The sequence below is a fragment of the Micromonospora trifolii genome (assembly GCF_050516465.1).
Taxonomy (GTDB): domain Bacteria; phylum Actinomycetota; class Actinomycetes; order Mycobacteriales; family Micromonosporaceae; genus Micromonospora; species Micromonospora trifolii.
This window is the reverse complement of sequence record NZ_CP191526.1, coordinates 2,561,079-2,583,616: the sequence shown is the minus strand read 5'-3', so window position 1 is coordinate 2,583,616 and position 22,538 is coordinate 2,561,079. Positions and strand designations below refer to the sequence as shown.

Below are 22,538 nucleotides of genomic sequence, written 5' to 3'. Positions count from 1 at the left end.
GATCGTCGTCGCGTTCTCCGGTCCGCCCTGCACCGGCCCAGACTAGCTTTGTCGGTATATCTCAGGGCGAATAACGCAAAGCCCTTCGTGCGGGAGGTGAGGACGGTGACCGCCGGACTGCTGCTGGCCGCCGGCGCCGGGCGGCGCTACGGCCGGCCGAAGGCGCTGGTCGAGCTGGACGGCGAGCCGCTGGTGCGGCGCGCGATCCGGCTGCTCGCCGACGGCGGCTGCGCCCCGGTGCACGTGGTGCTCGGCGCGGGCGCCGATCAGATGCCCGACCTGCCCGGAGCGGTGCCGGTCCGACACAATCGCTGGTCCGACGGGCTGGGCTCGTCGCTGCTGCAGGGCCTGGCCTCGCTGGAGGCCGCCGTGCCGGCCGCCGTCGTTGTCCTCGTCGACCAGCCGCTGCTCAGCCCGGTCGCGGTGCGCCGGGTGCGCGCGGCGTACGCCGACGGTGCGGTCGTCGCGGTCGCCACCTACGCCGGCCGGCCGGGGCACCCGATCCTGCTGACTCGACGAACCTGGCCGCTGCTGGGCGGGTACGCCGTCGGCGACCGGGGTGCCCGCGACCTGCTGCGCGACCGGCCGGACCTGGTGGTCGAGGTGCCCTGTGACGACGTCGGCTCCCCGGCCGACGTGGACACCCCGGCCGACCTGCTCCGACTCCGCCCGGTCAGCGACGTGTCAGCCAGCGGGGCAGCCCCTCGCTGGTGACCGCGTGATAGGTGATCATGACGATGACGCCGATCAGGCCCAGCAGCGGGCTGACGAACCAGCCGAGCAGACCGCTGAGCCCGTACAGGATCAGGCCGGTGACCGGTCGCAGCCGCTGCGTTCGCACGTACTCGGGGCTGACCCGGCGCTCCAGCAGCGCCGGGTGGCGGTGCAGGTAGCCGAAGAACACCAGCCAGGGTGCCGACATCAGGGCCGCGGCCAGCGCGTACAGGGCGACGGCCGCGCGCTGGTCGTCGGTGTCGCCGTGGGTGAACGCGGACGCCAGCACCGCGGTGGGGAAGGGGATGATCACCGCGCCGAAGAGCACGCCGAGGTTGATCCAGCTCAGCGTGAGCGTGGTGCCGCGGATCAGCCGCAGCAGCGCGTGGTGGTTGAGCCAGAGCACCCCGATGTAGACGAAGGACACCACGAAGGCCAGGTAGGAGGCGCCCTCGCCGAGCAGGCCGGTGAGCAGCTCGCCCTCGTGGTACTCGGGCACCCGCAACTCGATGACCAGCAGGGTGATGACGATGGCGAAGACGCCGTCGCTGAAGGCCGTCATCCGGTCGGTGGCGGACATTCGCCCCTTGGGATCGGGCTGCTCGACCTCGTCGGGTGCTGCGGACATTGCCGCAGGCTAGCCACTCGGCAACACGGTCGGTGGCGGTTTGGTTCGATCGGAACGGGAACGGCCGCCCGGGGTCGACACCCCGGGCGGCCGCTCGCACCGCCCCCGTTCAGGCCACCGGCGTCGCGGTGCCGGTGGTGCGGGCGAGCCGCTGGTGGGCGCGGATCAACTCGGCGTAGCGCAGACCGCTGGCCTTCACCGTCCGACGCTGGGTGGCGTAGTCAACGTGCACCAGCCCGAAACGCTTGTCGTAGCCGTACGCCCACTCGAAGTTGTCCAGCAACGACCAGACGAAGTAGCCGTCCAGGGGAACCCCTCGGGCCACCGCCGACGCGCACGCGGCCAGGTGCTGCTCCAGGTGGTCGGTGCGTTCCTTGTCCTCCACCGTGCCGTCCGCGGTGACCTCGTCCGGCCACGCCGAGCCACTCTCGGTGACGATGATCCGGGCCGGCCGGTACTCCTCGTGCACGTCGACGAGCAGCCGCTCCAGGCCGGCCGGGTACATCTCCCAGCCCATCGCGGTCTCCACCGAGCCGGGTACCGGCACCTGCCGGGCGTACGGGGCCGCGCCGGTCGGGTCGTCGACCACCAGCTGACGGAAGTAGTAGTTCACCCCCAGGAAGTCCGTCGGCGTGGCGATCACCGCCAGGTCGTCGCCGCGTACCGGCGGCTCGACCCCGTAGGTGGCGATCATGTCGGCGGGGTAGCCGCGCCCGTGGATCGGGTCCAGCCACCACCGGTTGACGTGCCCGTCGGCCCGGCGGGCCGCCGCGACGTCCTCGGGTCGGTCGGTCGCCGCCTCGATCGGGCTGAGGTTGAGCACCAGGCCCACCGAGGCCGGTCGGGCGGCGTTGGCGCGGATCGCCTGGGTGGCCAGGCCGTGCCCGAGCAGCACGTGGTGCGAAGCGTGCACCGCCCGGGTGAGGTCGCGCTCGCCGGGGGCCATCCGCCCCTCCAGGTGCCCGATCCAGCACACGCAGAGCGGTTCGTTGACAGTGTTCCAGTCGGCGACCCGGTCACCGAGGCGGGCGGCGACCACCGCCGCGTAGTCGGCGAACGCCTCGGCGGTGGCGCGCTCCGGCCACCCGCCCCGGTCCTGGAGAACCTGCGGCAGATCCCAGTGGTAGAGCGTGACGAACGGCCGGATCCCGTCGGTGAGCAACGTGTCGACGAGCCGGTCGTAGAAGTCCAGCCCGGCGGCGTTGACCCGCCCGACGCCGTCGGGCATCACCCGGGGCCAGGCCACCGAGAAACGGTACGCGTCCACGCCGAGTCGACGCGCCAGCGCCAGGTCCTCCGGCCACCGGTGGTAGTGGTCGCACGCCACCGCGCCGGTGTCGCCGTTGTCGACGTTGCCGGGGGTCGCCGAGAAGGTGTCCCAGATGGACGGCGCCCGGCCGTCGACGTCGACGGCCCCCTCGATCTGGTACGCCGCCGTGGCGACACCCCAGAGGAAGTCGGGTGGCAGCTTGGACAGGTCGGGCACGGGACGGTTCTCCTCTGGGGTTGGATGACTCACTTGACAGCGCCGGCGGTGAGGCCGGCGACGAAGTAGCGCTGTAGGGCCAGGAACCCGACGACGACCGGGATGCTGACCACCAGCGAGGCGGCCATGATCTGGTTCCAGTAGACGTTGAACTGGGTGGAGTAGCCCTGGAGGCCGACGGCCAGGGTGCGGCTGCCCTCGTCGGTCATCACCGAGGCGAAGAGCACCTCACCCCACGCGGTCATGAACGCGTACACGGTGACCGCGACGACGCCGGGCACGGCGGCCGGCAGGATGACCTGGAACAGGGTGCGCAGCGGACCTGCGCCGTCGACCTGCGCCGCCTCGTCCAGACCCCGGGGGATCGAGTCGAAGTAGCCGACCAGCATCCAGATCGAGAACGGCAGCGAGAAGGTCAGGTACGTGATGATCAGGCCGGTACGGCTGGCGTACAGCTCGATGCCGGTGGCGTTGCCCAGGTTGACGTAGATGAGGAACAGCGGCAGCAGGAACAGGATGCCGGGGAACATCTGCGTGGACAGCACCGTCACCGAGAAGACACCTCGACCGCGGAACCGGTACCGGCTCACCGCGAACGCGGCGAAGATGGCCACGGCCACCGAGCAGATCGCCGCGATGCTGGACACCACCAGGCTGTTCACCAGGTACCGGGCCAGTGGCACGGTGCTCCACATGTCGATGAACGGTTGCAGGGTGGGCCGGCTGGGCCACCAGGTGAAGCCGTTCTGCACGTCCTGCAACGGCTTCGCCGCCGAGGTGACCATCACGTAGAGCGGGATGACGACGAAGAGGGTGAGCAGGGTCAGCACGATGCGCCGGCCCCAGCGCTCACCGGCGGTCTCACGCATGGTCGTCCCTCCGACGGTTGGTGATCAGCAGGTACGCGGCCGAGACGACCAGCAGGAACAGCAGCAGCGCCACCGACATCGCCGACCCGGAGCCGAAGTCCCAGGTCTTGAAGGAGCTGCGGTAGATGTGGATGGAGATCAGGTCGGCCTGCTCCGGCGCGGAGCCGCCGAACAGCACGAACGGGGTGTTGAAGTCGTTGAACGTCCACAGGAACAGCACCAGCAGCAGCACCAGGTTGACCGGCCGCAGCATCGGCAGGGTGACCGAGCGCAGCCGACGCCAGAACCCGGCGCCGTCGATCGCGGCGGCCTCGTACAGCTCGCCGGGCACGTTCTGCAACCCGGCCATCAGGCACAGGAACGCGAACGGCCAGTTGCGCCAGACCGACACCACCAGCAGCGACCAGAAGCTGTTGTCGCCGATCAACCAGAACGGCCGTTCGTTCATCAGCCCGAGCTGGTCGACGAGCACGTGGTTGACCAGGCCGGTGTCGCGTTGCAGCAGGAAGCTCCAGGTGATCACGGCGGCGTAGACCGGCAGCGCGTACGGGGTGAGGAACAGCGCCCGCAGGATCGCGCGTCCACGGAACGGCCGTTGCAGGACGACCGCCGCCGAGATGCCGAGCAGCCAGGCGAACCCGACCGAGAGCAGGCTGTAGGCCAGGGTGACCCAGAACGAGTGCAGCAGTTCCTTGCCGGCGGCGCTGTTCAGGTCGAGCGTCGCCCGGTAGTTCTCCAGCCCGACGAAGGGCGCGGTGGACCAGTCGCGGATGTGGAACTGGGTCAGCTCCAGCAGGCTCATCCAGACCCCGACGACCATCGGGATCACGTGGATGGCGAGTTCCAGCACGACGGCCGGTGCGAGCAGCAGATACGGCAGGAGCGAGCGGCGGGGGCCGCGGGGTCGGCGGGCCGGCCCCCGGGCCGTTGACCCGGCCCGGGGTTCGCGCCGGTCGGCGTCCGGCGCGGTGGTGCTGGTTGCCATCAGGGTCCTCTCGGAGGTGGTGGCCGTGGCCGGGCTCAGCGCCCGACCACGGCCACCGGTGACGCCTGGGTCAGCGCATCTTCTGCTGCGCGTCGGTCAGCTTGGCCTTCACCGACGCCTCGGTGACCGGCTTGCCGCTGGCCGCGTCGGCGAACAGCTCCTTCATCGCGGTGCCGACCAGGGTCTCGAAGGTGCTCTCGTCGGGCACCTGCGGCAGCGGGGCCGCGGTCGTGACCAGGGTCTCCTGGATGGTCTTCTGCTCCGTGGCGCTGAACGCCGGGTCGGAGGCCGCGGTCTTCACCGCCGGCAGCGAGCCGTACGTCTTGTTGAGGATCGTCTGCTCCTCGTCGCTGGTCATGAACTTGACGAAGCTCAGCGCGCCGTCCTTGTTCTTGGTGTGCTTGAAGACCGCCATGTTGATCCCGGCGACCATGCTGTTGACCTTCTTGCCGCCGGCCGGCGGGCTGGCCAGGAACGGCACCGGGGCCACCCCGTACGCGTCGGCGGGCATGTTCTGCGTCTTCAGGTTCGACCCGGCGGACTGCCACAGCAGCATGGCGGCCTTGCCGTTGGCGAAGTCGGAGACCGACTGGTTCTGCGCGTACTCGGCGTTGCTCGGGTTGGTGATCTTGTCGGCGGCCATGAAGTCGATGTACCGCTTGATCGCCGAGACGTTCTGCGGGGTGTCGAAGGTCGGCTTGCCGGCCGAGTCGAACCATTCGCCGCCGTACTGCTGGCTGAAGGTGAAGGCGTGGTGGGCGTTCTCCGACGGGTTGGCGCCCTCGATCGCCAGGCCCCACTTGCCGCCGGTGCTCAGCTTCTTGCCGTACTCGGCGAGCTGCTCCCACGTGGTCGGCGGTGCGGTGATGCCGGCGTCGGCGAACGACTTCTTGTTGTAGTACAGGCTGTACGCCATGCTGTAGAGCGGCACGGCGGCCGGCGGCTTGCCGGGGGCGCCGGCGGCGGCGAGCGCGGCGGGCACGATCCGGTCCTTGCCGCCGACGGCCTGCAGGGCGGCGTCGTCGAACTCGACCAGCGCGCCGGTGGCCTGCAACGACGCCGACCAGGTGTTGCCGATGTTGACCACGTCCGGGCCCTTGCCGGAGGCGGCGGCGGCCAGCAGGCGGTTGAGCAGATCCGACCAGGGGACCACCTCGACGGTGACCTTGATCCCGGTCTGCTTCTCGAACTTGTCCAACTCCGGCTGGAGGATGGTCTTGTCGGCCTCCAGGCTGGCGCCCTGGTTGCTGGCCCAGTAGGTGAGCGTCTTCGGCGATGCGGCGGAGTCGTCGCCGGAGCCTCCGCAGGCGGTCAGCGAGGCGGCCGCCAGTACGGCGGCGGTGAATATCCCGAGGTGTCGTCTCGACACGGGTCAGCCCTTCCGGTGCGTGGTGGGGGTCCGCCGGCCTTCGTCACCGATAGGGGTCGGGCGACGGGGGCCGGCTGCGGACAGGGTTCGGGGGTGCGCCGTCGGGGTCCGTCGGCGTTTCCCGGGAGTTACATCACGGCTTAATTTATGTCGTCATTAAAGTTGCTGGCCGGTGGGTCGTCAAGCACGAGGCGGTTACAGTCGCCTCGAACGGCCGACGGGAACGAGGTGACGAGTGGAGCTGGCGCGTGCCACCAACCGCAGCGTGCGGTTGCGCAACCGGTCCGCCCTGCTGACCAAGCTCTTCCTGGACGGCCCGCTCACCAGGCAGGACCTGGTGCGCAGCACCGGGCTGAGCCAACCCGCGGTCAGCAACGTGGTGGCCGACATGATCGACGAAGGGCTGGTCGCCGAGGCCGGCGCCGCCGAGTCCGACGGCGGCCGGCCCAGCATGCTGCTGCGGATCGCGCCCCGCTTCGCCTTCGTGATCGGCGTGGACGTCGGCGAGACCCGGGTCCGGGTGGAGCTGTTCGACTTCGCGATGACCCTGCTGGCCAGCGTCGAGTACCCGCTCGACCCGGCCCGTACCGAGCCCGACCTGGTGGCCGGGCACGTGCTGGCCGGCATCGACGCGGTCACCGGCCAGGCCGGGGTGACCCCCGGCGACGTGCTCGGAGTCGGCATCGGCGTCTCCGGCGTGGTCGAGCAGGGCATCGAGGCCGTCGTGCACGCCCAGGCCCTCGGCTGGGACCGGGTGCCGCTGGAGCGTCTGATCGGCGCCGGCACCGACCTGCCGCTGCACATCGACAACGGCGCGAAGACCCTGGGCCAGGCCGAGATGTGGTTCGGCGCCGGCCGGGGCGCCCGGCACGCCGTCTTCGCGCTGGTCGGGTCCGGGGTGGGCGCGTCGGTGGTGACCAACGGCGCCACCTACCGGGGCGCGTCCAGCAGTGCGGGGGAGTGGGGGCACACCACCCTGGTGTACGGCGGCCGGGTCTGCCGGTGCGGCGCGCGCGGTTGCCTGGAGGCGTACGTGGGAGCCGAGGCGATCATCGACCGCTACCGGGAGGCACGCCGGGGTCGACCGGTGCCGGGCGAGGACGAGGAGTCCCAGATCGCCGCGCTGGTCGCCGCCGCCGAGACCTCGGCCACCGCCCGACGGGTGCTGGAGGACACCGCCGGCTATCTCGGCGCCGGGGTGGCCAACCTGATCAACCTGTTCAACCCGGAGCGTGTGGTGCTCGGCGGCTGGGCGGCGATGGCCCTCGGCGACCTGCTGCCGGCCGTGCGCGAGGCGGCCGGTCGGCAGGCGCTGCGCCAGCCGTACGAGCAGGCGTCGATCGAGCTGTGCCGGCTCGGGGTGGACGCGGTGGCGTTGGGCGCGGCAACCCTCCCGATCGCCCGCTTCCTCACCGAGGGTGGCGTCCGCCGCTGAGCGGGGACGACGTCAACGCCGCCGGCAAATTACGCAAAAAAGATCCTCGGGATAAATAACGAAGTTATAGATCGATGTCTTGACGCCGTCGCAATCTCGCCGCAACACTCCTACGAGAGCGCTCTCCGACCCGCGACGCCGCATCGGCGGCACCACCCACGGCGCCACGGGGCGAGCCGATCCCATCCACGCGGCACCCCCTCGTAGCCCCCTATCGACAGGCGATGTCATGACATCTCGTGCAACATCCGTACGCCCGCGTCCTCGACGCGTCGTCCGGCACCTGCTGGTCGGGCTTACCGTGGCCCTGGTCGCGGCGCTCACCCCGACCGGCGCCACCACGCCCGCGCAGGCCGCGCCCACCCTGCTGTCCCAGGGCCGCCCCGCCACCGCCTCGTCCACCGAGAACGCCGGCACCCCGGCGTCCGCCGCCGTGGACGGCAACACCGGCACCCGCTGGGCCAGCACGTTCAGCGACCCACAGTGGCTCCAGGTCGACCTGGGCGCCCGGGCCACCATCAGCCAGGTGAACCTGCTCTGGGAGGGCGCCTACGGCCGGGCCTTCCAGCTCCAGACCTCCGACGACGGTGCCACCTGGACGACGATCTACTCGACCACCACCGGCACCGGCGGCACCCAGAACCTCACCGTCACCGGCGCCGGCCGCTACGTACGGATGAACGGCACCGCTCGGGGCACCGGCTACGGCTACTCACTCTGGGAGTTCCAGGTGTACGGCGAGACCGGCGGCAGCACGCCGACCTGCGGCAGCACCAACGTCGCGCAGGGCAGCCCGGCGACCGCCTCGTCCAGCCAGGACGCCGGCCTCGCGGCATCCGCGGCGGTCGACGGCAACCCGGGCACCCGCTGGGCCAGCGCCGCCAGCGACCCGCAGTGGCTGCGCGTCGACCTCGGCAGCACCCGCACCATCTGCCGGGTGGTGCTCACCTGGGAGGCCGCGTACGCCCGGGCCTTCCAGCTCCAGACCTCGGCCGACGGGGCCACCTGGACGACGATCTACTCCACCACCACGGCCACCGGCGGCACGCAGTCCCTCACCGTCACCGGCAGCGGGCGCTACCTGCGGGTGTACGGCACCGCCCGGGGCACCGCGTACGGCTACTCGCTCTGGGAGCTGGCGGTGAACACCACCGGCGGCACCAGCGAGCCACCCGTCGGCACGACCGACCCGTACAACCCCAACCTCGGGCCGAACACCTTCGTCTTCGACCCGAGCACGCCGACGTCGACCATCCAGAGTCGACTGAACACCCTCTTCACCCAGCAGGAGACCAACCAGTTCGGCCCGCAGCGCTACGCGGTGCTGTTCAAGCCCGGCAACTACACCGCCGACGTCAACCTCGGCTTCTTCACCCAGGTCGCCGGCCTCGGCATGAGCCCGGACGACGTCAACCTCAACGGCCACGTCCGTACCGAGGCGTTCTGGTTCGGCGGCAACGCCACCCAGAACTTCTGGCGGGCCGCCGAGAACCTGTCGGTCACCCTGCCCGCCGGGCAGACCGTGGAGCGCTGGGCGGTGTCCCAGGCGGCGCCGTACCGGCGGATGCACCTACGGGGCGCGCAGAACCAGATCCAGCTCTGGAACGGCGGTGACGGCTGGTCCAGCGGTGGCCTGATGGCCGACACCCGCATCGACGGCCTGGTCGTCTCCGGCTCGCAGCAGCAGTGGTACTCCCGTAACAGCGAGTTCGGCAACGGCTGGACCGGCTCGGTGTGGAACATGGTCTTCCAGGGTGTCAACGGCGCTCCCGCGCCGAGCTTCCCCAACCCGTCGCACACCGTCATCCCGCAGACGCCGCAGGTACGGGAGAAGCCGTTCCTCTACGTCGACGGCACCGGTGAATACCGGGTCTTCGTGCCGGCGCTGCGCACCAACTCGACCGGCACCAGCTGGTACAACAAGACCCCGGCTGGCTCGTCCATCTCGCTGTCGCAGTTCTTCGTGGTCCAGCCCGGCACCAGCGCCGCCACCATCAACGCGGCCCTCGCCCAGGGGCGGCACCTGCTCTTCACCCCGGGCGTGCACCACGTCACCGAGCCGATCCAGGTCAACCGGGCCGACACGGTCGTTCTCGGTCTCGGCCTGGCCACCATCCAGGCCGACAACGGCGCGGTGGGCATGCGCGTGGCCGATGTGGACGGTGTGAAGGTGGCCGGCATCATGTTCGAGGCCGGTACGACGAACTCGCCGGTGCTGATGGAGGTCGGGCCGTCCGGCTCGTCCGCGAGCCACGCCACGAACCCGACCTCGCTGCACGACGTGTTCTTCCGCATCGGCGGGCCGCACGTCGGCAGGGCCACCAACACGCTGACGGTCAACAGCGACAACGTGATCGGTGACCACATGTGGCTGTGGCGGGCCGATCACGCCGCCAGCGGCGTACCGACCGGGTGGACGCTGAACACCGCCGACACCGGGCTCACCGTCAACGGCGACAACGTCACCATGTACGGCCTCTTCGTCGAGCACTACCAGAAGTACCAGACCATCTGGAACGGCAACGGCGGGCGGACGTACTTCTACCAGAACGAGCTGCCCTACGACGTACCGAACCAGGCGGCCTGGATGAACGGGTCGACCCGGGGCTACGCCGCGTACAAGGTCGCCGATTCGGTGACCAGTCACCAGGCGTTCGGACTGGGTAGCTACAGCTACTTCAACGTCAACCCCGCGGTGGTCGAGGAACGATCCTTCGAGGTGCCCACCAACCCGAACGTGCGCTTCACGAACATGGTCACCGTCTCGCTCGGTGGCGTCGGCACCATCAACCGGGTGATCAACAACACCGGTGGCACCGCGAACGCGGCCAACCAGACGGTGTACCTGACCACCTACCCCTGACCGGGGCGCCCGCGCCGGCCCGGACGTCTGACGGACCGGGTCGGCCGGGTCGCACCGTGGGCCGAGGCCGGCCCGGTCCCGCCGAGACCGGGCCGGCTGCGGTCGTGCCGCTCAACCGGTGAGCACCTCGGCCGCCGCCCGCTCACCGGCGCGCACCGCGCCCTCCAGGTAGCCGCTCCAGCGGGTGGCCGTCTCGGTGCCCGCCCAGTACACCCGCCCCACCGGCGCCCGCAGGTGCGGGCCGTACGTCCGCCACGTGCCCGGGGTGAGCGCACCGGAGAAGCAGCCCCGGGTCCACTCCTCGGCCGACCAGTCGTACTCGACGAGGTCCACCGGGTCCTCGGCGCGCGACCCGACCACGCCGGCGAAAGCCTCCAGCAGACATTGCCGACGCTGCGCCGGGGACATGCGACGCAGCGCGGCCGCGTCCGCTGAGTAGCTGAAGCCGGTCAGCACCCCGAGCGGCGAGGTCGGGGTGGAGTTGTCGACCGTCTCGGTGAGCGGACCCGCGCTGGCGGTGGCCACCCCGGAGCGCCCGTCGGCACGCCAGAACGGCTCCGGGTAGACGGCGTGCACCTTCAGCGCCGAACCCATCGGCATGCGCTGAGTGAGCCCGTCACGCAGCGGGGACAGCGGCGGGTCGTACCGGATCCGGCCGGCCAGCGCCGGGGCCAGCGCGACCACCACGGCGTCCCCGTCGACGCGCCCGGTGTCGGTCCACGCCGTCGCGCCGTGGACGGTCTGTTCGATGGCCCGCACCGGCGCGGCCAGCGTCAGCGCGCCCGGCGGCAGGGCGGTGGCCATCCGCTCGGCCAGCGCCGGCGGCCCGCCCACGATCCGGTCCTGCTGCGCGCCGCCGGCCATCCCCAGCAACGGCCCGGTCCCGCCGGCGCTGCGAAGGTAGAACAGCAGGTGCAACAGCGACAGCTCGTCCGCGCCGGTGGCCAGCAGCCCGCCGGCGAGCAGCCGCCCCAGGTAGTCGGCGGTGTCGTCGTCCCCGGCCGTGGTGGCGAGCCACCCGCCGAGGGTCGTCCGGTCCCACAGTGCGGCCTCCGGCGTCGCCCAGGGTGCGGCCGGGTCCAGACGAGCGGCGTACTCGTCGAGCAGGCCGAGCACCCGGCTCACCTGCGCCGGCGGCTCGGCCCGGCGCTCACCGGCCCAGAGCACTGTGGGCGCGCCGACCGATGCCGAGGCGAAGGTGGCCAGCCCGTGCTCTGCGACCAGCGCGTACAGCCGGTCCTGGGTCGGGCCGATCCACTGCGCCCCCAGGTCGAGTTGGGTGAGCTCGGGCAGCCACCGGGTCAGCACCCGACCGCCCACCCGGTCGCGGGCCTCCAGCACCCGCACCTGGGCGCCAGCGCGGCTCAGCGCCAGCGCGGCCGCGAGACCGGAGAAGCCGGCGCCGACCACGACCACCCGCAAGCCGTCGGTCACACCATGGTCTACCCACAACCGTCGCGGGCATGACTACCGGCTCCCGCCGCGGCACACACCGGGCCGGGTCGGCCGCCGAGAACTTTCTGCCGGCCTGTCGATTCGGGCGTCGGCCGATCGTGTGGAGGATGAGAGGTCGGCGACGGGCCGGCCGCCCGTGAGGAGGAACGATGACGCGCTACCTGCTCAGCATCCACCAGCCGCAGGGTGAGGTGCCGCCGGAGCCGGAGTTCCTGGCCGGGGTGATGCGTCAGCTCGGCGAGCTGCGCGACGAGTTGGCGTCCACCGGGTCGTGGGTCTTCGGACAGGGGCTGCACGGCCGGAAGACCGCCACCGTGCTGCGTCCCCGCGACGGCGAGGTGCTCATCACCGACGGACCGTTCGTGGAGGGCAAGGAGTACCTCGGCGGCATGACCATCATCGACGTGCCGGACCTGGACGCCGCCCTGCACTGGGGTCGCCGCTACGCGCTGGCCACCACCCTGCCGATCGAGGTGCGCCCCTTCCACGGCGGGGCCGGCGACTGACAGTGCCCGACGTGGAGGCGGTGTTCCGCGCGGAGTACGGCCGCGCGGTCGCCGTCCTGGTCCGCCTCCTCGGCGACATCGACCTCGCCGAGGAGGCCGTCCAGGAGGCCTTCGTCATCGCGGTGCGACGCTGGCCGCGCAGCGGCCCGCCGCCCAGCCCGGCCGGTTGGATCATCACCACCGCCCGCAACCGGGCCATCGACCGGCTGCGCCGCGAGGCGTCCCGGGCCGACCGGCACGCCCAGGCGGCCCTGCTGTACGCCGCCGACCCACCCGCGGAGGAGGGACCGGTGCGCGACGACCGGTTACGTCTGATCTTCACCTGCTGCCATCCGGCGCTCGCTCCTAGCACCCGTGTCGCCCTCACCCTCCGGCTGCTCGGCGGCCTGAGCACCGCCGAGATCGCCCGAGCCTTCCTGGTGCCGGAGCCGACGATGGCGCAGCGGCTGGTCCGCGCCAAGTCGAAGATCCGCAACGCGGGGATCCCGTACCGGGTGCCCCGCGACGCCGACCTGCCCGACCGGCTGCACGGCGTCCTCGCGGTGCTCTACCTGATCTTCAACGAGGGGTACACGGCCAGCGCCGGCCCGCACCTGGTCCGCGCCGAGCTGTGCGTCGAGGCGATCCGGTTGACCAGACTGCTGGTCGAGCTGATGCCGGACGAACCGGAGGCGCTCGGTCTGCTCGCCCTGATGCTGCTGACCGAAGCCCGCCGGGAGGCGCGGACCACCGCCGACGGCGACCTGGTGCCGCTGGCCGAGCAGGACCGGCGCCCGTGGGACACCACCCTGATCACCGAGGGGCAGGCGTTGGTTCGCCGCTGCCTGCGCCGCGACCGGCCCGGCCCGTACCAGATCCAGGCCGCGATCGCCGCCGTGCACAGCGTCGCGCGGCGGGCCGCCGACACCGACTGGGCCCAGATCCTTCAGCTGTACGACCAGCTGACCGTGGTCGCCCCCAGCCCGGTGGTGGCGCTGAACCGGGCCGTCGCGCTCGCCGAGGTGGCCGGTGCGGCGGCGGCGCTGACCGAGGTGAATCGCCTCGATCTGGTCGGTTTTCACGTCTACCACGTGGTCCGCGCCGACCTGCTGGCTCGGCTCGGTCGGGGCGGGGCGGCCGTCGAGGCGTACCGGACGGCTGTCGCCCTGACGGACAACGCGGCCGAACGGGCCTTTCTCACCGCACGCGCGACGGCCCTGGCTACGCCCTGAGGGCGCGTTTGCCGCAGGGGCGGCCGGGAACCCGAGGCACCGCCGCAGCAGGGGATGGGGAGGGGCCATGGCGTACCGTCCGACAGCCGTCGACACCGCACCCGACCTGTCCACCCTCACGCTCGGCGTGGAGGAGGAGTACCTGCTGCTCGACCCGGACAGCGGCCGGAACCTCCCGGTCGCCGACCAGGTGCTCGCCGCGCTGCGTGGCCCCGCCCGGGACCAGAGCCGCCAGGAGTTCCGGCACAGCATGGTGGAGATGGTCACCCCGGTCTGCGCCGACCTCACCGAACTGCGCGCGCACCTGGTGGCGCTGCGCCGCTCCGCCGCCGAGGCCGCTACGGCGGCCGGGGCCCGGCTGGTGGCGGTCGGCGCCACCCCGGTGGCCGAACCGCACCGGACGGTCCCCGACGAACCGCGCTACCACGCGATGTCGCGCCGGTACGGGCCGGTGGCGCACGACCCGGCGGTCTGCGGCTGCCACGTGCACGTCGGGCTGCCCGACCGGGAACTGGCCGTGCAGGTCTGCAACCACCTAAGGGTGTGGCTGCCGGTGGTGCAGGCGATCACCACCAACTCGCCGCTGCACGACGGGTACGACACCGGGCACGCCAGTTGGCGCTCGATGCAGTTGGAACGCTGGCCCAGCATCGGACCGACGCCGTACTTCGACTCGGCCGCCGACTACGACCGCACTGTCGACGAGCTGATCGCCGCCGGCATCATGCTCGACGCGGCGATGGTCTACTGGTACGCCCGGCCGTCGTCGACGTACCCGACGGTGGAGGTGCGGGTCGGTGACGTCTGCACCGAGGTGGACGACGCGGTGCTGGTCGCCGCGCTGGTCCGGTCCCTTGTGGCCACCCTCGCCGACGACGTACGCGCCGGGGTGAGCGCCCCGAACGTCCGGGACTGCCTGGTCGCCGCGGCTCACTGGCGGGCCGCCCACGATGGTCTCGACGGCGAGCTGATCGACCTGCGTGCCGGTGGCACCCGGCCCGCCTGGGCGCTCGTCGACGAGCTGATGGCGGTGATCGCCCCGGCCCTGCTGCGCCACGGCGACCTCGGGTACGTGTTGGCGCAGCTCGCCCGGCTACGCCGTGACGGCACCGGCGCCACCCGGCAGCGGCGGGTGCTGGAGCGCGCCGGGGATCTGCACGCGGTCCTCGGCGACCTGGTCGCCCGAACCGCCGCCGCCTGACCGCCCGTTAGGGTGCACCGGGGGTCAGCGGATGTCGTGGGTCTGGAGCCACAGCTCCAGCAGACCGAGTTGCCACAGCTTGTTGCTGCCGGCCGCGGCCTCCGCCCGGTCCGGCTCGGCGAGCAGATGTGCCACGTACTCCGGGCGGAACAGCCCCCGCTCGCGCGCGGCCGGCGCCTGCAACGCCTCGGCGACCAGCTCACGCACCGGGCCGTCCACCTTGCGCAGCGCCGGCACCGGGAAGTAGCCCTTGGGCCGGTCGATCACCTCGGCGGGCAGCACCTCCCGGGCGACCTCCTTGAGCACGCCCTTGCCGCCCTGGCTGACCTTGTGCTCCGGCGGGCAGTGCGCGGCCAGGGTGACCAGGTCCTGGTCGAGGAAGGGCGTGCGCACCTCCAGACCCCACGCCATGCTCATGCTGTCCACCCGCTTCACCGGGTCGTCGGGGAGCATCAGGTGAGTGTCCAGGCGCAGCACGGCGTCCAGCGCGGTCTGCGCCCCGGGCGCGGCGAGATGCCCGGTGAGCAGGTCCCGGCTGGCGTCGTGCTCCAGCGCGTACGCCGGGCCGACGATGCGGCGCAGCTCGTCGTGGCCGCGGTCGAAGAACGCGGCGGCGAACGTCTCGGCGGCGCCGTGTCGGGGCGCCTCGACCAGTGGCTGGTGGTAGCCGTAGCCGGCGAACACCTCGTCGGCGCCCTGCCCCGACTGGGCCACCTTCACGTGCTGCGCCACCTGCTCGGAGAGCAGGTGGAAGGCGACCACGTCGTGGCTGCCCATCGGCTCGGTCATCGCCAGCACGGCCCGTCGGACGGCGGGCACCAGGTCGTCGTCGGCCAGTCGGATCCGATGGTGGTCGGTGTCGTACGCGCGGGCCACCAGGTCCGAGTAGTGGAACTCGTCGCCGGACTCGCCGTCGCGGCTGTCGAAGCCGATGCTGAACGTCCGCAGGTGTTGCTGGCCGGCCTCGGCGAGCAGCGCCACGATCAGGCTGGAGTCCAGTCCGCCGGAGAGCAGCACCCCCACCGGCACGTCGGCGACCAGCCGTCGGCGTACCGCCGCGCGCAGCGCGTCGCCGATCGCGGCCCTCCAGTCGGCGGCGTCCATTCCCGCGTCGGCGGGCTCGCGCACGTAGTCGGGTCGCCAGTAGACCTCCTCGCGGCTGCGCCCGTCCGCCTCGATCACCCGCAGGGTGGCCGGCGGCAGCTTGCGCACACCGCGCAGTACCGTCCGCGGCGCGGGCACGATAGAGTGCCAGGAGAGGTAGTGGTGCAGCGCCACCGGGTCGATGCCGGTGTCGACGTCACCGGCCCGCAGCAGCGCGGGCAGGGTGGAGGCGAACCGCAGCCGACCCGGTGTCTCGGCGAGGTAGAGCGGTTTGATGCCGAGCCGGTCGCGGGCCAGGATCAGCCGCCGCCGGACCCGGTCGACCAGCCCGATCGCGAACATGCCGACCAGGTGGTCGACGAAACGTTCACCCCAGTGCGCGTACGCCACCAGGATCACCTCGGTGTCGCTGGTGGAGTGAAAGGCGTACCCGGCGTTTCGCAACTCCTCGCGCAGCTCCGGGTAGTTGTAGATGCAGCCGTTGAAGACCAGGGCCAGGCCCAGGTCGTCGCGGACCATCGGCTGCCCGCCCGCGTCGGACAGGTCGATGATGGTCAGCCGGCGGTGCCCCAGGGTCACCCAACCGTCGGTGAACAGACCCTCGTCGTCCGGGCCGCGTGAGCGCATCGCCTCGGTCATCCGGGTGACCGCCGCCGCGTCGGGCGAGCGGCCGTCGAATCGCGCCTCCCCGCTGATCCCGCACATCAGCCGGGCCTCCCGTCACCTCGCCCCCGACCGGTGCCGGCCGGTCCCGCCGACCGGACGGGGCCGCTGGCTACCCGTGCGGGCGGCGGGCAAACCCGTCAGCCGCGCAGGGTGCGCAGGATGCGGGCCAGTTCGGCGCGGTCGGTGTCGTTGAGATGGCCGAAGAAGCGGTCGGCCTCGGCTCGGCGGGCGGCCCGGATGGCGGTGCTGACCCGGTCGCCCTCCTCGGTGAGCGCGACCAGGGTCGCCCGGCGGTCGGCCGGGTCGGGTCGGCGTTCGACCAGCCCCCGGGTCTGGAGGTCGTCGACGACCTCGGTCGCCGAGCGGGGCGCGATGCGCAGGTGCTCGGCGAGGGTGCCGGGGCGTACCTCGCCGTGCCGGGCCAGCACGCCGAGGGCCCGGGACTGGCTGGGGGTGACGTCCCAGGGCGCCAGTGAGTCGCGGCTCTGCCGGCGCAGACGGGACGCCACGGCCCAGAACGTCTCCGCCAGGCTCTCGTCGTCGGCGCTGTCGACGGTGTGCTCGGTCACCGGAATACGGTAGCAGGATATGTGGTTGCTCCCTCATGATGAGGTAACCTCAGCAATATCGCCAACGAAAGGTAGTGCCCCCTTGGAACCCACCCCGAAGGGCCGCGACCGCGGCCACCGCACCCTCAGCGCCGAAGAAAAGACGCAGGCCCGTGAGGTGTCGCTGCGCCGCATCGGTCGCCTGTTCACCCCCCACCGGCCCGCGTTGGCCGCCGTCACCGCGATCATCGTGGTCTCCTCGATCATCGCGATGGCCACCCCGTTCCTGCTGCGTGCCGTGATCGACCGGGCCCTGCCGCAGGGCGACGTGACGCTGCTGGTCTGGCTGGTCCTCGGCATGGTCGCCGTCGCGGCGCTGACCTCCGCCCTGGGCGTCGTACAGACCTGGATCTCCACCCAGGTCGGCCAGCGGGTCATGCACCGGCTGCGCACCGACGTCTTCAGCCACCTGCAGCGCCAGTCGCTCGGCTTCTTCACCCGCACCCGCACCGGTGAGGTGCAGTCCCGCATCACCAACGACATCGGCGGCATGCAGTCGGTGGTCACCTCCACCGCCACCGCCGTCGCCGCCAACCTCACCACAGTGGTCGCCACCACGGTCGCCATGGTTGCGCTCTCCTGGCAGCTCTCCCTGGTCTCGCTCGTGGTGCTGCCGCCGGCCATCTGGCTGACCCGTCGGGTCGCCCGGATGCGCCGCGAGATCACCGCCCAGCGCCAACGCGAACTCGCCGACCTCAACGTCACCGTCGAGGAGGGGCTCTCGATCAGTGGCATACAGCTGGCCAAGACCCTCGGCACCGGCCCCGCGCTGATCGACCGGTTCACCGCCTCCTCGGCCCGCCTGGTCGACCTGGAGCTGCGCAGCGAGCTGGCCGGCCGCTGGCGGATGGCCTCGATGAGCATCATCTTCGCCGCCGTACCGGCGGTCATCTACCTCGCCGCCGGGCTGCCCGGCACCGCCGGCACGCTGAGCATCGGCACCCTGGTCGCCTTCACGGCCCTGCAGGGCGGTCTGTTCCGGCCGCTGATGGGGCTGCTCAACGTGGGTGTCTCGCTCACCGCGTCGCTGGCGCTCTTCGCCCGGATCTTCGAATACCTGGACCTGCCGGTCGACGTGGCCGACCCCACCGAGCCGGTCCGCCTCGACCCTGCCCGCGTGCGCGGCCACCTGCGCCTGGAGGACGTCACCTTCGGCTATCCGGGTAGCGACACCGCCGCCCTCGCCGGGATCACCCTCGACGTGCCCGCCGGCACCAGCCTCGCCCTGGTCGGCGAGACCGGCTCCGGCAAGAGCACCCTCGCCGGGCTGGTCAGCCGGCTGCACGACCCGACCGCCGGCCGGATCACCGTCGACGGCGTCGACCTGCGCGACCTTCGCCTGGCCGACCTGGCCGCGATCGTCGGCGTGGTCAGCCAGGAGACGTACCTGCTGCACACCACCGTCCGGGAGAACCTGCGCTACGCCCGGCCGGAGGCCACCGACACCGAGATCGAGGACGCCGCCCGCGCCGCCCAGATCCACGACCTGATCGCCGGGCTGCCCGACGGGTACGACACCATGGTCGGCTCACGCGGCCACCGGTTCTCCGGCGGTGAGAAGCAGCGCCTGGCCATCGCCCGGACGTTGCTGCGCGACCCGCGCATCCTGGTCCTCGACGAGGCCACCAGCGCACTGGACACCGAGACCGAACGCGCCGTACAGCGGGCCTTCGACGTGCTCGCCCAGGGGCGCACCACGATCACCATCGCGCACCGGCTCTCCACGGTCCGCGACGCCGACCAGATCGCGGTGCTCGACCACGGTCGGATCGTCGAGGCCGGCACCCACGACAGCCTGCTGGACCGCAACGGCCGCTACGCCACGCTGGCGGCCTGAACCCCGGATCACAACCGTCTCGAAACAGTCCCGGAACTGTCTCGTTATGGCGCGGTCAGGTGGCGGTAGACGGTGGCCCGCGAGACACCCAGCGCGGCGGCGATGGCGTCCACCGAGTGGGTGCCCGCCGCGTGCATCCGCCGGGCCGCCTCGACCTGCTCCCGGCCCAGCGCGGGCGGCCGTCCCGGCCGCCGACGCCGGCCCGCCGCTCCCGCTGGCGTTGCCGGGGTCGCGCTCCCCAGGGTCGCGTCCGTGTGCGGCCCGGCGCCGGCGTCCGTGTTCGGCCCGGCCGCGGCGGCAGCGGGCAGCGGGGAAAGCAGTCGGCGTACGCCGTCGAGCATGTCGGCGCGCAGCACCTCGTCGGGCACGTCGGTGAAGAAGACGATCGGATCGCTGCACGCGGCCACCGCCTGCACCGCGAGGACCCGCTCGCGACGCCCCGCGTTCTGCCCGGCGATGAGGTCGTTGGCCCGCATCGCGACCTCCATCAGGCGGTGGTAGGTGTCGCCCCGGCCGATCAGCGCGATGTCGTGGAAGAGCATGCCGAGCGGCCGGCGATGGGCGAGCATGATGTCCAGCCAGCCCTCCAGCACCGTCCACCGGGCCCGCTCGGTGGGCTGTGTCCGAGCCGAGTCGAGCAGCGCCTCCAGGTCCGCCACCAACGGCTCGACCAGGGCGGCGAGCAGATGCTCCTTGGCCGGAAAGTGGTACAGGATCGCGGTCTTGGTGAGCCGCAGCCGCTCGCCGATCTGGCGCAGCGAGGTGCGCTGGTAGCCGTGTTCGGCGAACAGGTCGAGCGCGGCGCGCAGGATCCGGGTGCGGGTGTCGTCCGCGGGATCGGCGGTCATGCCGGCCAGCCTAGCGACGTCCTGACCAGTGGGCACGATCACCGTTGATTCGACTGACCAGCGGTCAGTACAGTGGTGACGATCGACGCAGCCAACGGCAGGAGGGGCCATGCCCGTCATCTCGATCGGCAATCTGGTCAAGACGTTCGGCGCCATCCGGGCACTCGACGGGCTGGACCTGCACGTCGAGCAGGGGGAGGTGCACGGCTTCCTCGGGCCCAACGGCTCCGGAAAGTCCACCACCATCCGGATCCTGCTCGGGTTGCTCCGCCGCGACTCCGGTGACGCCCAGGTGCTCGGCGCCGACCCGTGGCGCGACGCGGTCCGCCTGCACCGCCGGCTCGCGTACGTGCCGGGCGACGTCAGCCTCTGGCCCAACCTCACCGGCGGGGAAGCCATCGACCTGCTCGGTCAACTGCGCGGCGGCCTCGACCGGCGTCGCCGCGACGAGCTGCTGCACCGCTTCGACCTGGACCCGACCCGCCGCTGCCGCACCTACTCCAAGGGCAACCGGCAGAAGGTAGCCATCGTCGCCGCCTTCTCCTCCCCGGTGGAGCTGTACGTGCTCGACGAGCCGACCTCCGGCCTCGACCCCCTCATGGAGGCGGTGTTCCAGGACGAGGTCCGGCGGGTCAAGCAGGCCGGTGCCACCGTGCTGCTCTCCAGCCACGTGCTCGCCGAGGTCGAGGCGCTCTGCGACCGGGTCAGCATCATCCGCGAGGGCCGCACCGTCGAATCCGGCACCCTCACCGAGCTGCGCCACCTCACCCGCACGGCGGTGACCGTCGAGACCGCCCGCCCGGTCAGCGGCCTGGACGTCCTACCCGGCGTGCACGACGTGCACGAGGTCGACGGCCGTACCCACCTGGAGGTCGACCCCGCCCACCTCGACGAGCTGCTCGGCCGGCTCATCCGCTTCGGCGTGCGCGCGCTGACCAGCACGCCACCCACCCTGGAGCAGCTCTTCCTGCGCCACTACGGCGACGACCCGGCCGCTACTGCCACAGGCGCTCCCGCCGTCGCCGCCACGGGCGCTCCCGCCGCTGCTGCATCGGGTGCTCCCGTCGCTGGCGCCTCGGACGCCGACGCGCAGGCTGACGCCCCGCAGGGCGGTGCCCGGTGAGCGCCCTCACCGGTACGACCCTGCTGGCCCGGCTCGTGCTGCGCCGCGACCGGATCCGCCTCGCCATCTGGATCCTCGGCACGCCCCTGCTCGGCTATGCCCTCGCCGGCAGCGTCGCCGGCATCTACCCGGACCAGGAGACCCGGCTGGGCTACGCCACCACCTCGGCGTCCAGCCTGGTTGCCCGCGCCTTCAACGGCCCCATCCACGGCACCGACCTCGGTGCCGTGGTGGTTGCCGAGACGTACGTGACGCTGGCCCTGATCGTCGCGCTGCTGAGCACCTTCGCGGTGACCCGGCACACCCGCCAGAACGAGGAAAACGGGCGGGCCGAACTGCTCGGCGCCAACGTGGTCGGCCGGTACGCGCCACTCACCGCCGCGCTGCTCGTCATCGTCGCGGCGAACACAGTGGCCGCCGTGCTGCTCGCGGTCGCGCTGGTCGGCGCCGGTCTGCCGCTCGCCGGCTCCGTCGCGGCAGCGGCCGCGATCGGCGGCGTCGGGGTCGCCTTCACCGCGATCGCCGCGGTCACCGCCCAGCTCTCCGTCACCGCACGCGGAGCCAACGCGCTCGCCGCCGCCACCGTCGGGCTCGCCTTCGTGCTGCGGGCCGCCGGAGACGTACTCGGCGAACAGAGCGCCGACGGCACCCGCGTGCGGAGCGCCTGGCCGTCGTGGATCTCCCCACTCGGCTGGGGCAACCAGGTACGAGCCTTCGACGGTGAACGTTGGTGGGTGCTCGCCCTGCCCGTCGCGCTGCTGCTCGCCGGCGTGGCGTTGGCGTACGCCCTCGCCGAGCGCCGCGACCAGGGCGCGGGGCTGATCGCCCCCCGACGCGGCCCGGCCACCGGTGCGCCACGGCTGCTCAGCCCCACCGGGTTGGCCTGGCGGATGCAGCGCGGCACGCTGCTCGGCTGGGCGGTCGGCGTGGCCGTGCTCGGTCTCTCCATGGGCGTCGCCGCCGACGAGTTCGACGACATGATCGACGCGAATCCGGCCGCCGCCGAAGCGATCAACGCGATGGGCGGCGGAGCCGACCTGATCAACGCGTACCTGGCCGCGATGCTCGGCCTCTTCGCCCTGACCATCGGCGCGTACGTCGTGCAGGCTCTGCTTCGCGTACGCGGGGACGAAGCCGACGGGGTGCTGGAGGCAGCCCTCGCGACGGCGGTCAGCCGCACCCGCTGGCTCGGCACCCAGGTGCTCGCCGCGACACTCGGCGCGGTCGCCCTGTTGCTCCTGGCCGGCGTGACCACCGGCCTCGGCTACGGCATCGTCACCGGAGACCCGCTCGGCCAAGCCGTCGAGCTGGGCGCCGCCGCGCTGCTGCGCCTGCCCGCCCTGCTCGTGATCGCCGGGGTGGTGACCGCGATCTTCGGGCTACTGCCCCGCTGGTCGGTGGTGCTGTCCTGGACGGCGCTGCTGGTCTTCCTGCTCCTCGGGCAGCTCGGCGCGGTGCTGGAGCTGCCGCAGGCCGCGCTCAACGTCTCGCCGTACACCCATGTGCCGGCCGTGCCCGCTGTCGACCCGGCGGCGCTGCCCCTGGTGGTGCTGGCGGCGGTGGCCGCGGCCCTGCTCGCCGTCGGCGTGGCCGCCTTCCGCCACCGCGACGTCCCGTCCTGAGCCGCGTT

The 22,538-nt window shown here is 72.1% G+C and carries 17 protein-coding genes and 1 pseudogene; 9 read left to right on the top strand and 9 right to left on the bottom strand.

Annotation, left to right across the window (positions count from 1 at the left end; genetic code table 11):
* Positions 1 to 105: 105 nt before the first annotated feature.
* Positions 106 to 714, top strand: coding sequence for a nucleotidyltransferase family protein (locus ACQRWP_RS12015; RefSeq protein WP_430502307.1), 609 nt, complete (start codon positions 106 to 108; stop codon positions 712 to 714).
* Here the strand turns inward: ACQRWP_RS12015 and ACQRWP_RS12010 are convergent.
* From ACQRWP_RS12010 to ACQRWP_RS11990, 5 genes are all read right to left on the bottom strand, one after another.
* Positions 674 to 1,342, bottom strand: a complete 669-nt coding sequence (locus ACQRWP_RS12010; RefSeq protein WP_430502306.1) for a TMEM175 family protein — start codon at positions 1,340 to 1,342, stop codon at positions 674 to 676. The genes ACQRWP_RS12015 and ACQRWP_RS12010 overlap by 41 nt on opposite strands.
* A 109-nt stretch (positions 1,343 to 1,451) precedes the next feature.
* Positions 1,452 to 2,828, bottom strand: coding sequence for a GH1 family beta-glucosidase (locus ACQRWP_RS12005; protein WP_430502305.1), 1,377 nt, complete (start codon positions 2,826 to 2,828; stop codon positions 1,452 to 1,454).
* A gap of 29 nt (positions 2,829 to 2,857) precedes the next feature.
* The gene (locus tag ACQRWP_RS12000) at positions 2,858 to 3,697 is read right to left on the bottom strand and encodes a carbohydrate ABC transporter permease (RefSeq protein WP_410817605.1); all 840 of its coding nucleotides are present in this window, start codon (positions 3,695 to 3,697) and stop codon (positions 2,858 to 2,860) included.
* On the bottom strand, positions 3,690 to 4,682 hold the full coding sequence (locus tag ACQRWP_RS11995; protein ID WP_430502304.1) for a carbohydrate ABC transporter permease: 993 nt from the start codon (positions 4,680 to 4,682) through the stop codon (positions 3,690 to 3,692). The genes ACQRWP_RS12000 and ACQRWP_RS11995 overlap by 8 nt, the downstream gene beginning before the upstream one ends.
* Before the next feature lie 70 nt (positions 4,683 to 4,752).
* The gene (locus tag ACQRWP_RS11990; RefSeq protein WP_112590117.1) at positions 4,753 to 6,051 is read right to left on the bottom strand and encodes an ABC transporter substrate-binding protein; all 1,299 of its coding nucleotides are present in this window, start codon (positions 6,049 to 6,051) and stop codon (positions 4,753 to 4,755) included.
* Positions 6,052 to 6,286: 235 nt separating this feature from the next.
* Here ACQRWP_RS11990 and ACQRWP_RS11985 point away from each other — a divergent pair, with 235 nt between their 5' ends.
* Together ACQRWP_RS11985 and ACQRWP_RS11980 are read left to right on the top strand one after the other, a co-directional pair.
* Entirely contained in the window at positions 6,287 to 7,486 is a 1,200-nt protein-coding gene (locus tag ACQRWP_RS11985; RefSeq protein WP_430502303.1) for an ROK family protein, read from the top strand.
* 229 nt (positions 7,487 to 7,715) lie between these two features.
* A complete protein-coding gene (locus tag ACQRWP_RS11980) occupies positions 7,716 to 10,349 on the top strand; it encodes a discoidin domain-containing protein (protein ID WP_430502302.1) in 2,634 nt (877 codons plus the stop codon).
* Positions 10,350 to 10,460: 111 nt separating this feature from the next.
* On the opposite strand, the gene ACQRWP_RS11975 is transcribed toward ACQRWP_RS11980, so the two are convergent.
* A complete protein-coding gene (locus ACQRWP_RS11975) occupies positions 10,461 to 11,783 on the bottom strand; it encodes a flavin monoamine oxidase family protein (RefSeq protein WP_430502301.1) in 1,323 nt (440 codons plus the stop codon).
* 170 nt (positions 11,784 to 11,953) lie between these two features.
* On the opposite strand from ACQRWP_RS11975, the gene ACQRWP_RS11970 reads away from it, so the two are divergent.
* The 3 genes from ACQRWP_RS11970 (at position 11,954) to ACQRWP_RS11960 (ending at position 14,722) form a co-directional block, all read left to right on the top strand.
* Entirely contained in the window at positions 11,954 to 12,310 is a 357-nt protein-coding gene (locus ACQRWP_RS11970) for a YciI family protein (RefSeq protein ID WP_430502300.1), read from the top strand.
* Positions 12,311 to 12,312: 2 nt separating this feature from the next.
* Positions 12,313 to 13,521: an RNA polymerase sigma factor gene (locus tag ACQRWP_RS11965; protein WP_430502299.1), complete on the top strand. Its 1,209-nt coding sequence runs from the start codon at positions 12,313 to 12,315 to the stop codon at positions 13,519 to 13,521.
* A 67-nt stretch (positions 13,522 to 13,588) separates the two neighbouring features.
* Positions 13,589 to 14,722, top strand: a complete 1,134-nt coding sequence (locus ACQRWP_RS11960) for a carboxylate-amine ligase (protein WP_430502298.1) — start codon at positions 13,589 to 13,591, stop codon at positions 14,720 to 14,722.
* 24 nt (positions 14,723 to 14,746) lie between these two features.
* Here ACQRWP_RS11960 and ACQRWP_RS11955 read toward each other — a convergent pair whose 3' ends face one another.
* Entirely contained in the window at positions 14,747 to 16,531 is a 1,785-nt protein-coding gene (locus ACQRWP_RS11955) for an N-acetylglutaminylglutamine amidotransferase (RefSeq protein ID WP_430502297.1), read from the bottom strand.
* 98 nt (positions 16,532 to 16,629) lie between these two features.
* Positions 16,630 to 17,061, bottom strand: a complete 432-nt coding sequence (locus ACQRWP_RS11950; RefSeq protein ID WP_363698474.1) for a MarR family winged helix-turn-helix transcriptional regulator — start codon at positions 17,059 to 17,061, stop codon at positions 16,630 to 16,632.
* A gap of 82 nt (positions 17,062 to 17,143) precedes the next feature.
* On the opposite strand from ACQRWP_RS11950, the gene ACQRWP_RS11945 reads away from it, so the two are divergent.
* Positions 17,144 to 18,937: an ABC transporter ATP-binding protein gene (locus ACQRWP_RS11945; protein WP_430502296.1), complete on the top strand. Its 1,794-nt coding sequence runs from the start codon at positions 17,144 to 17,146 to the stop codon at positions 18,935 to 18,937.
* Positions 18,938 to 18,981: 44 nt separating this feature from the next.
* Here ACQRWP_RS11945 and ACQRWP_RS11940 read toward each other — a convergent pair whose 3' ends face one another.
* On the bottom strand, positions 18,982 to 19,785 hold the full coding sequence (locus ACQRWP_RS11940) for a TetR family transcriptional regulator (RefSeq protein WP_430502295.1): 804 nt from the start codon (positions 19,783 to 19,785) through the stop codon (positions 18,982 to 18,984).
* A 109-nt stretch (positions 19,786 to 19,894) separates the two neighbouring features.
* Between ACQRWP_RS11940 and ACQRWP_RS11935 the strand changes: the two are divergent.
* Positions 19,895 to 20,797, top strand: a pseudogene (locus ACQRWP_RS11935) (ATP-binding cassette domain-containing protein); the annotation flags it as partial.
* Positions 20,798 to 20,904: 107 nt separating this feature from the next.
* Positions 20,905 to 22,530 carry an ABC transporter permease gene (locus ACQRWP_RS11930; protein ID WP_430502294.1) on the top strand — a complete coding sequence of 542 codons (1,626 nt, stop codon included), beginning with the start codon at positions 20,905 to 20,907 and terminating at the stop codon, positions 22,528 to 22,530.
* The last annotated feature ends 8 nt before the right edge of the window (positions 22,531 to 22,538 follow it).

What these genes read in the sequence shown, in the direction of transcription:
- ACQRWP_RS12010 (WP_430502306.1), bottom strand. Translation starts at nt 1,342, where the DNA reads ATGTCCGCAGCACCCGACGAGGTCGAGCAGCCCGATCCCAAGGGGCGA.
- ACQRWP_RS11955 (WP_430502297.1), bottom strand. Translation starts at nt 16,531, where the DNA reads ATGTGCGGGATCAGCGGGGAGGCGCGATTCGACGGCCGCTCGCCCGAC.
- ACQRWP_RS11940 (WP_430502295.1), bottom strand. Translation starts at nt 19,785, where the DNA reads ATGACCGCCGATCCCGCGGACGACACCCGCACCCGGATCCTGCGCGCC.
- ACQRWP_RS11995 (WP_430502304.1), bottom strand. Translation starts at nt 4,682, where the DNA reads ATGGCAACCAGCACCACCGCGCCGGACGCCGACCGGCGCGAACCCCGG.
- ACQRWP_RS12000 (WP_410817605.1), bottom strand. Translation starts at nt 3,697, where the DNA reads ATGCGTGAGACCGCCGGTGAGCGCTGGGGCCGGCGCATCGTGCTGACC.
- ACQRWP_RS11980 (WP_430502302.1), top strand. Translation starts at nt 7,716, where the DNA reads ATGACATCTCGTGCAACATCCGTACGCCCGCGTCCTCGACGCGTCGTC.
- ACQRWP_RS11960 (WP_430502298.1), top strand. Translation starts at nt 13,589, where the DNA reads ATGGCGTACCGTCCGACAGCCGTCGACACCGCACCCGACCTGTCCACC.
- ACQRWP_RS11970 (WP_430502300.1), top strand. Translation starts at nt 11,954, where the DNA reads ATGACGCGCTACCTGCTCAGCATCCACCAGCCGCAGGGTGAGGTGCCG.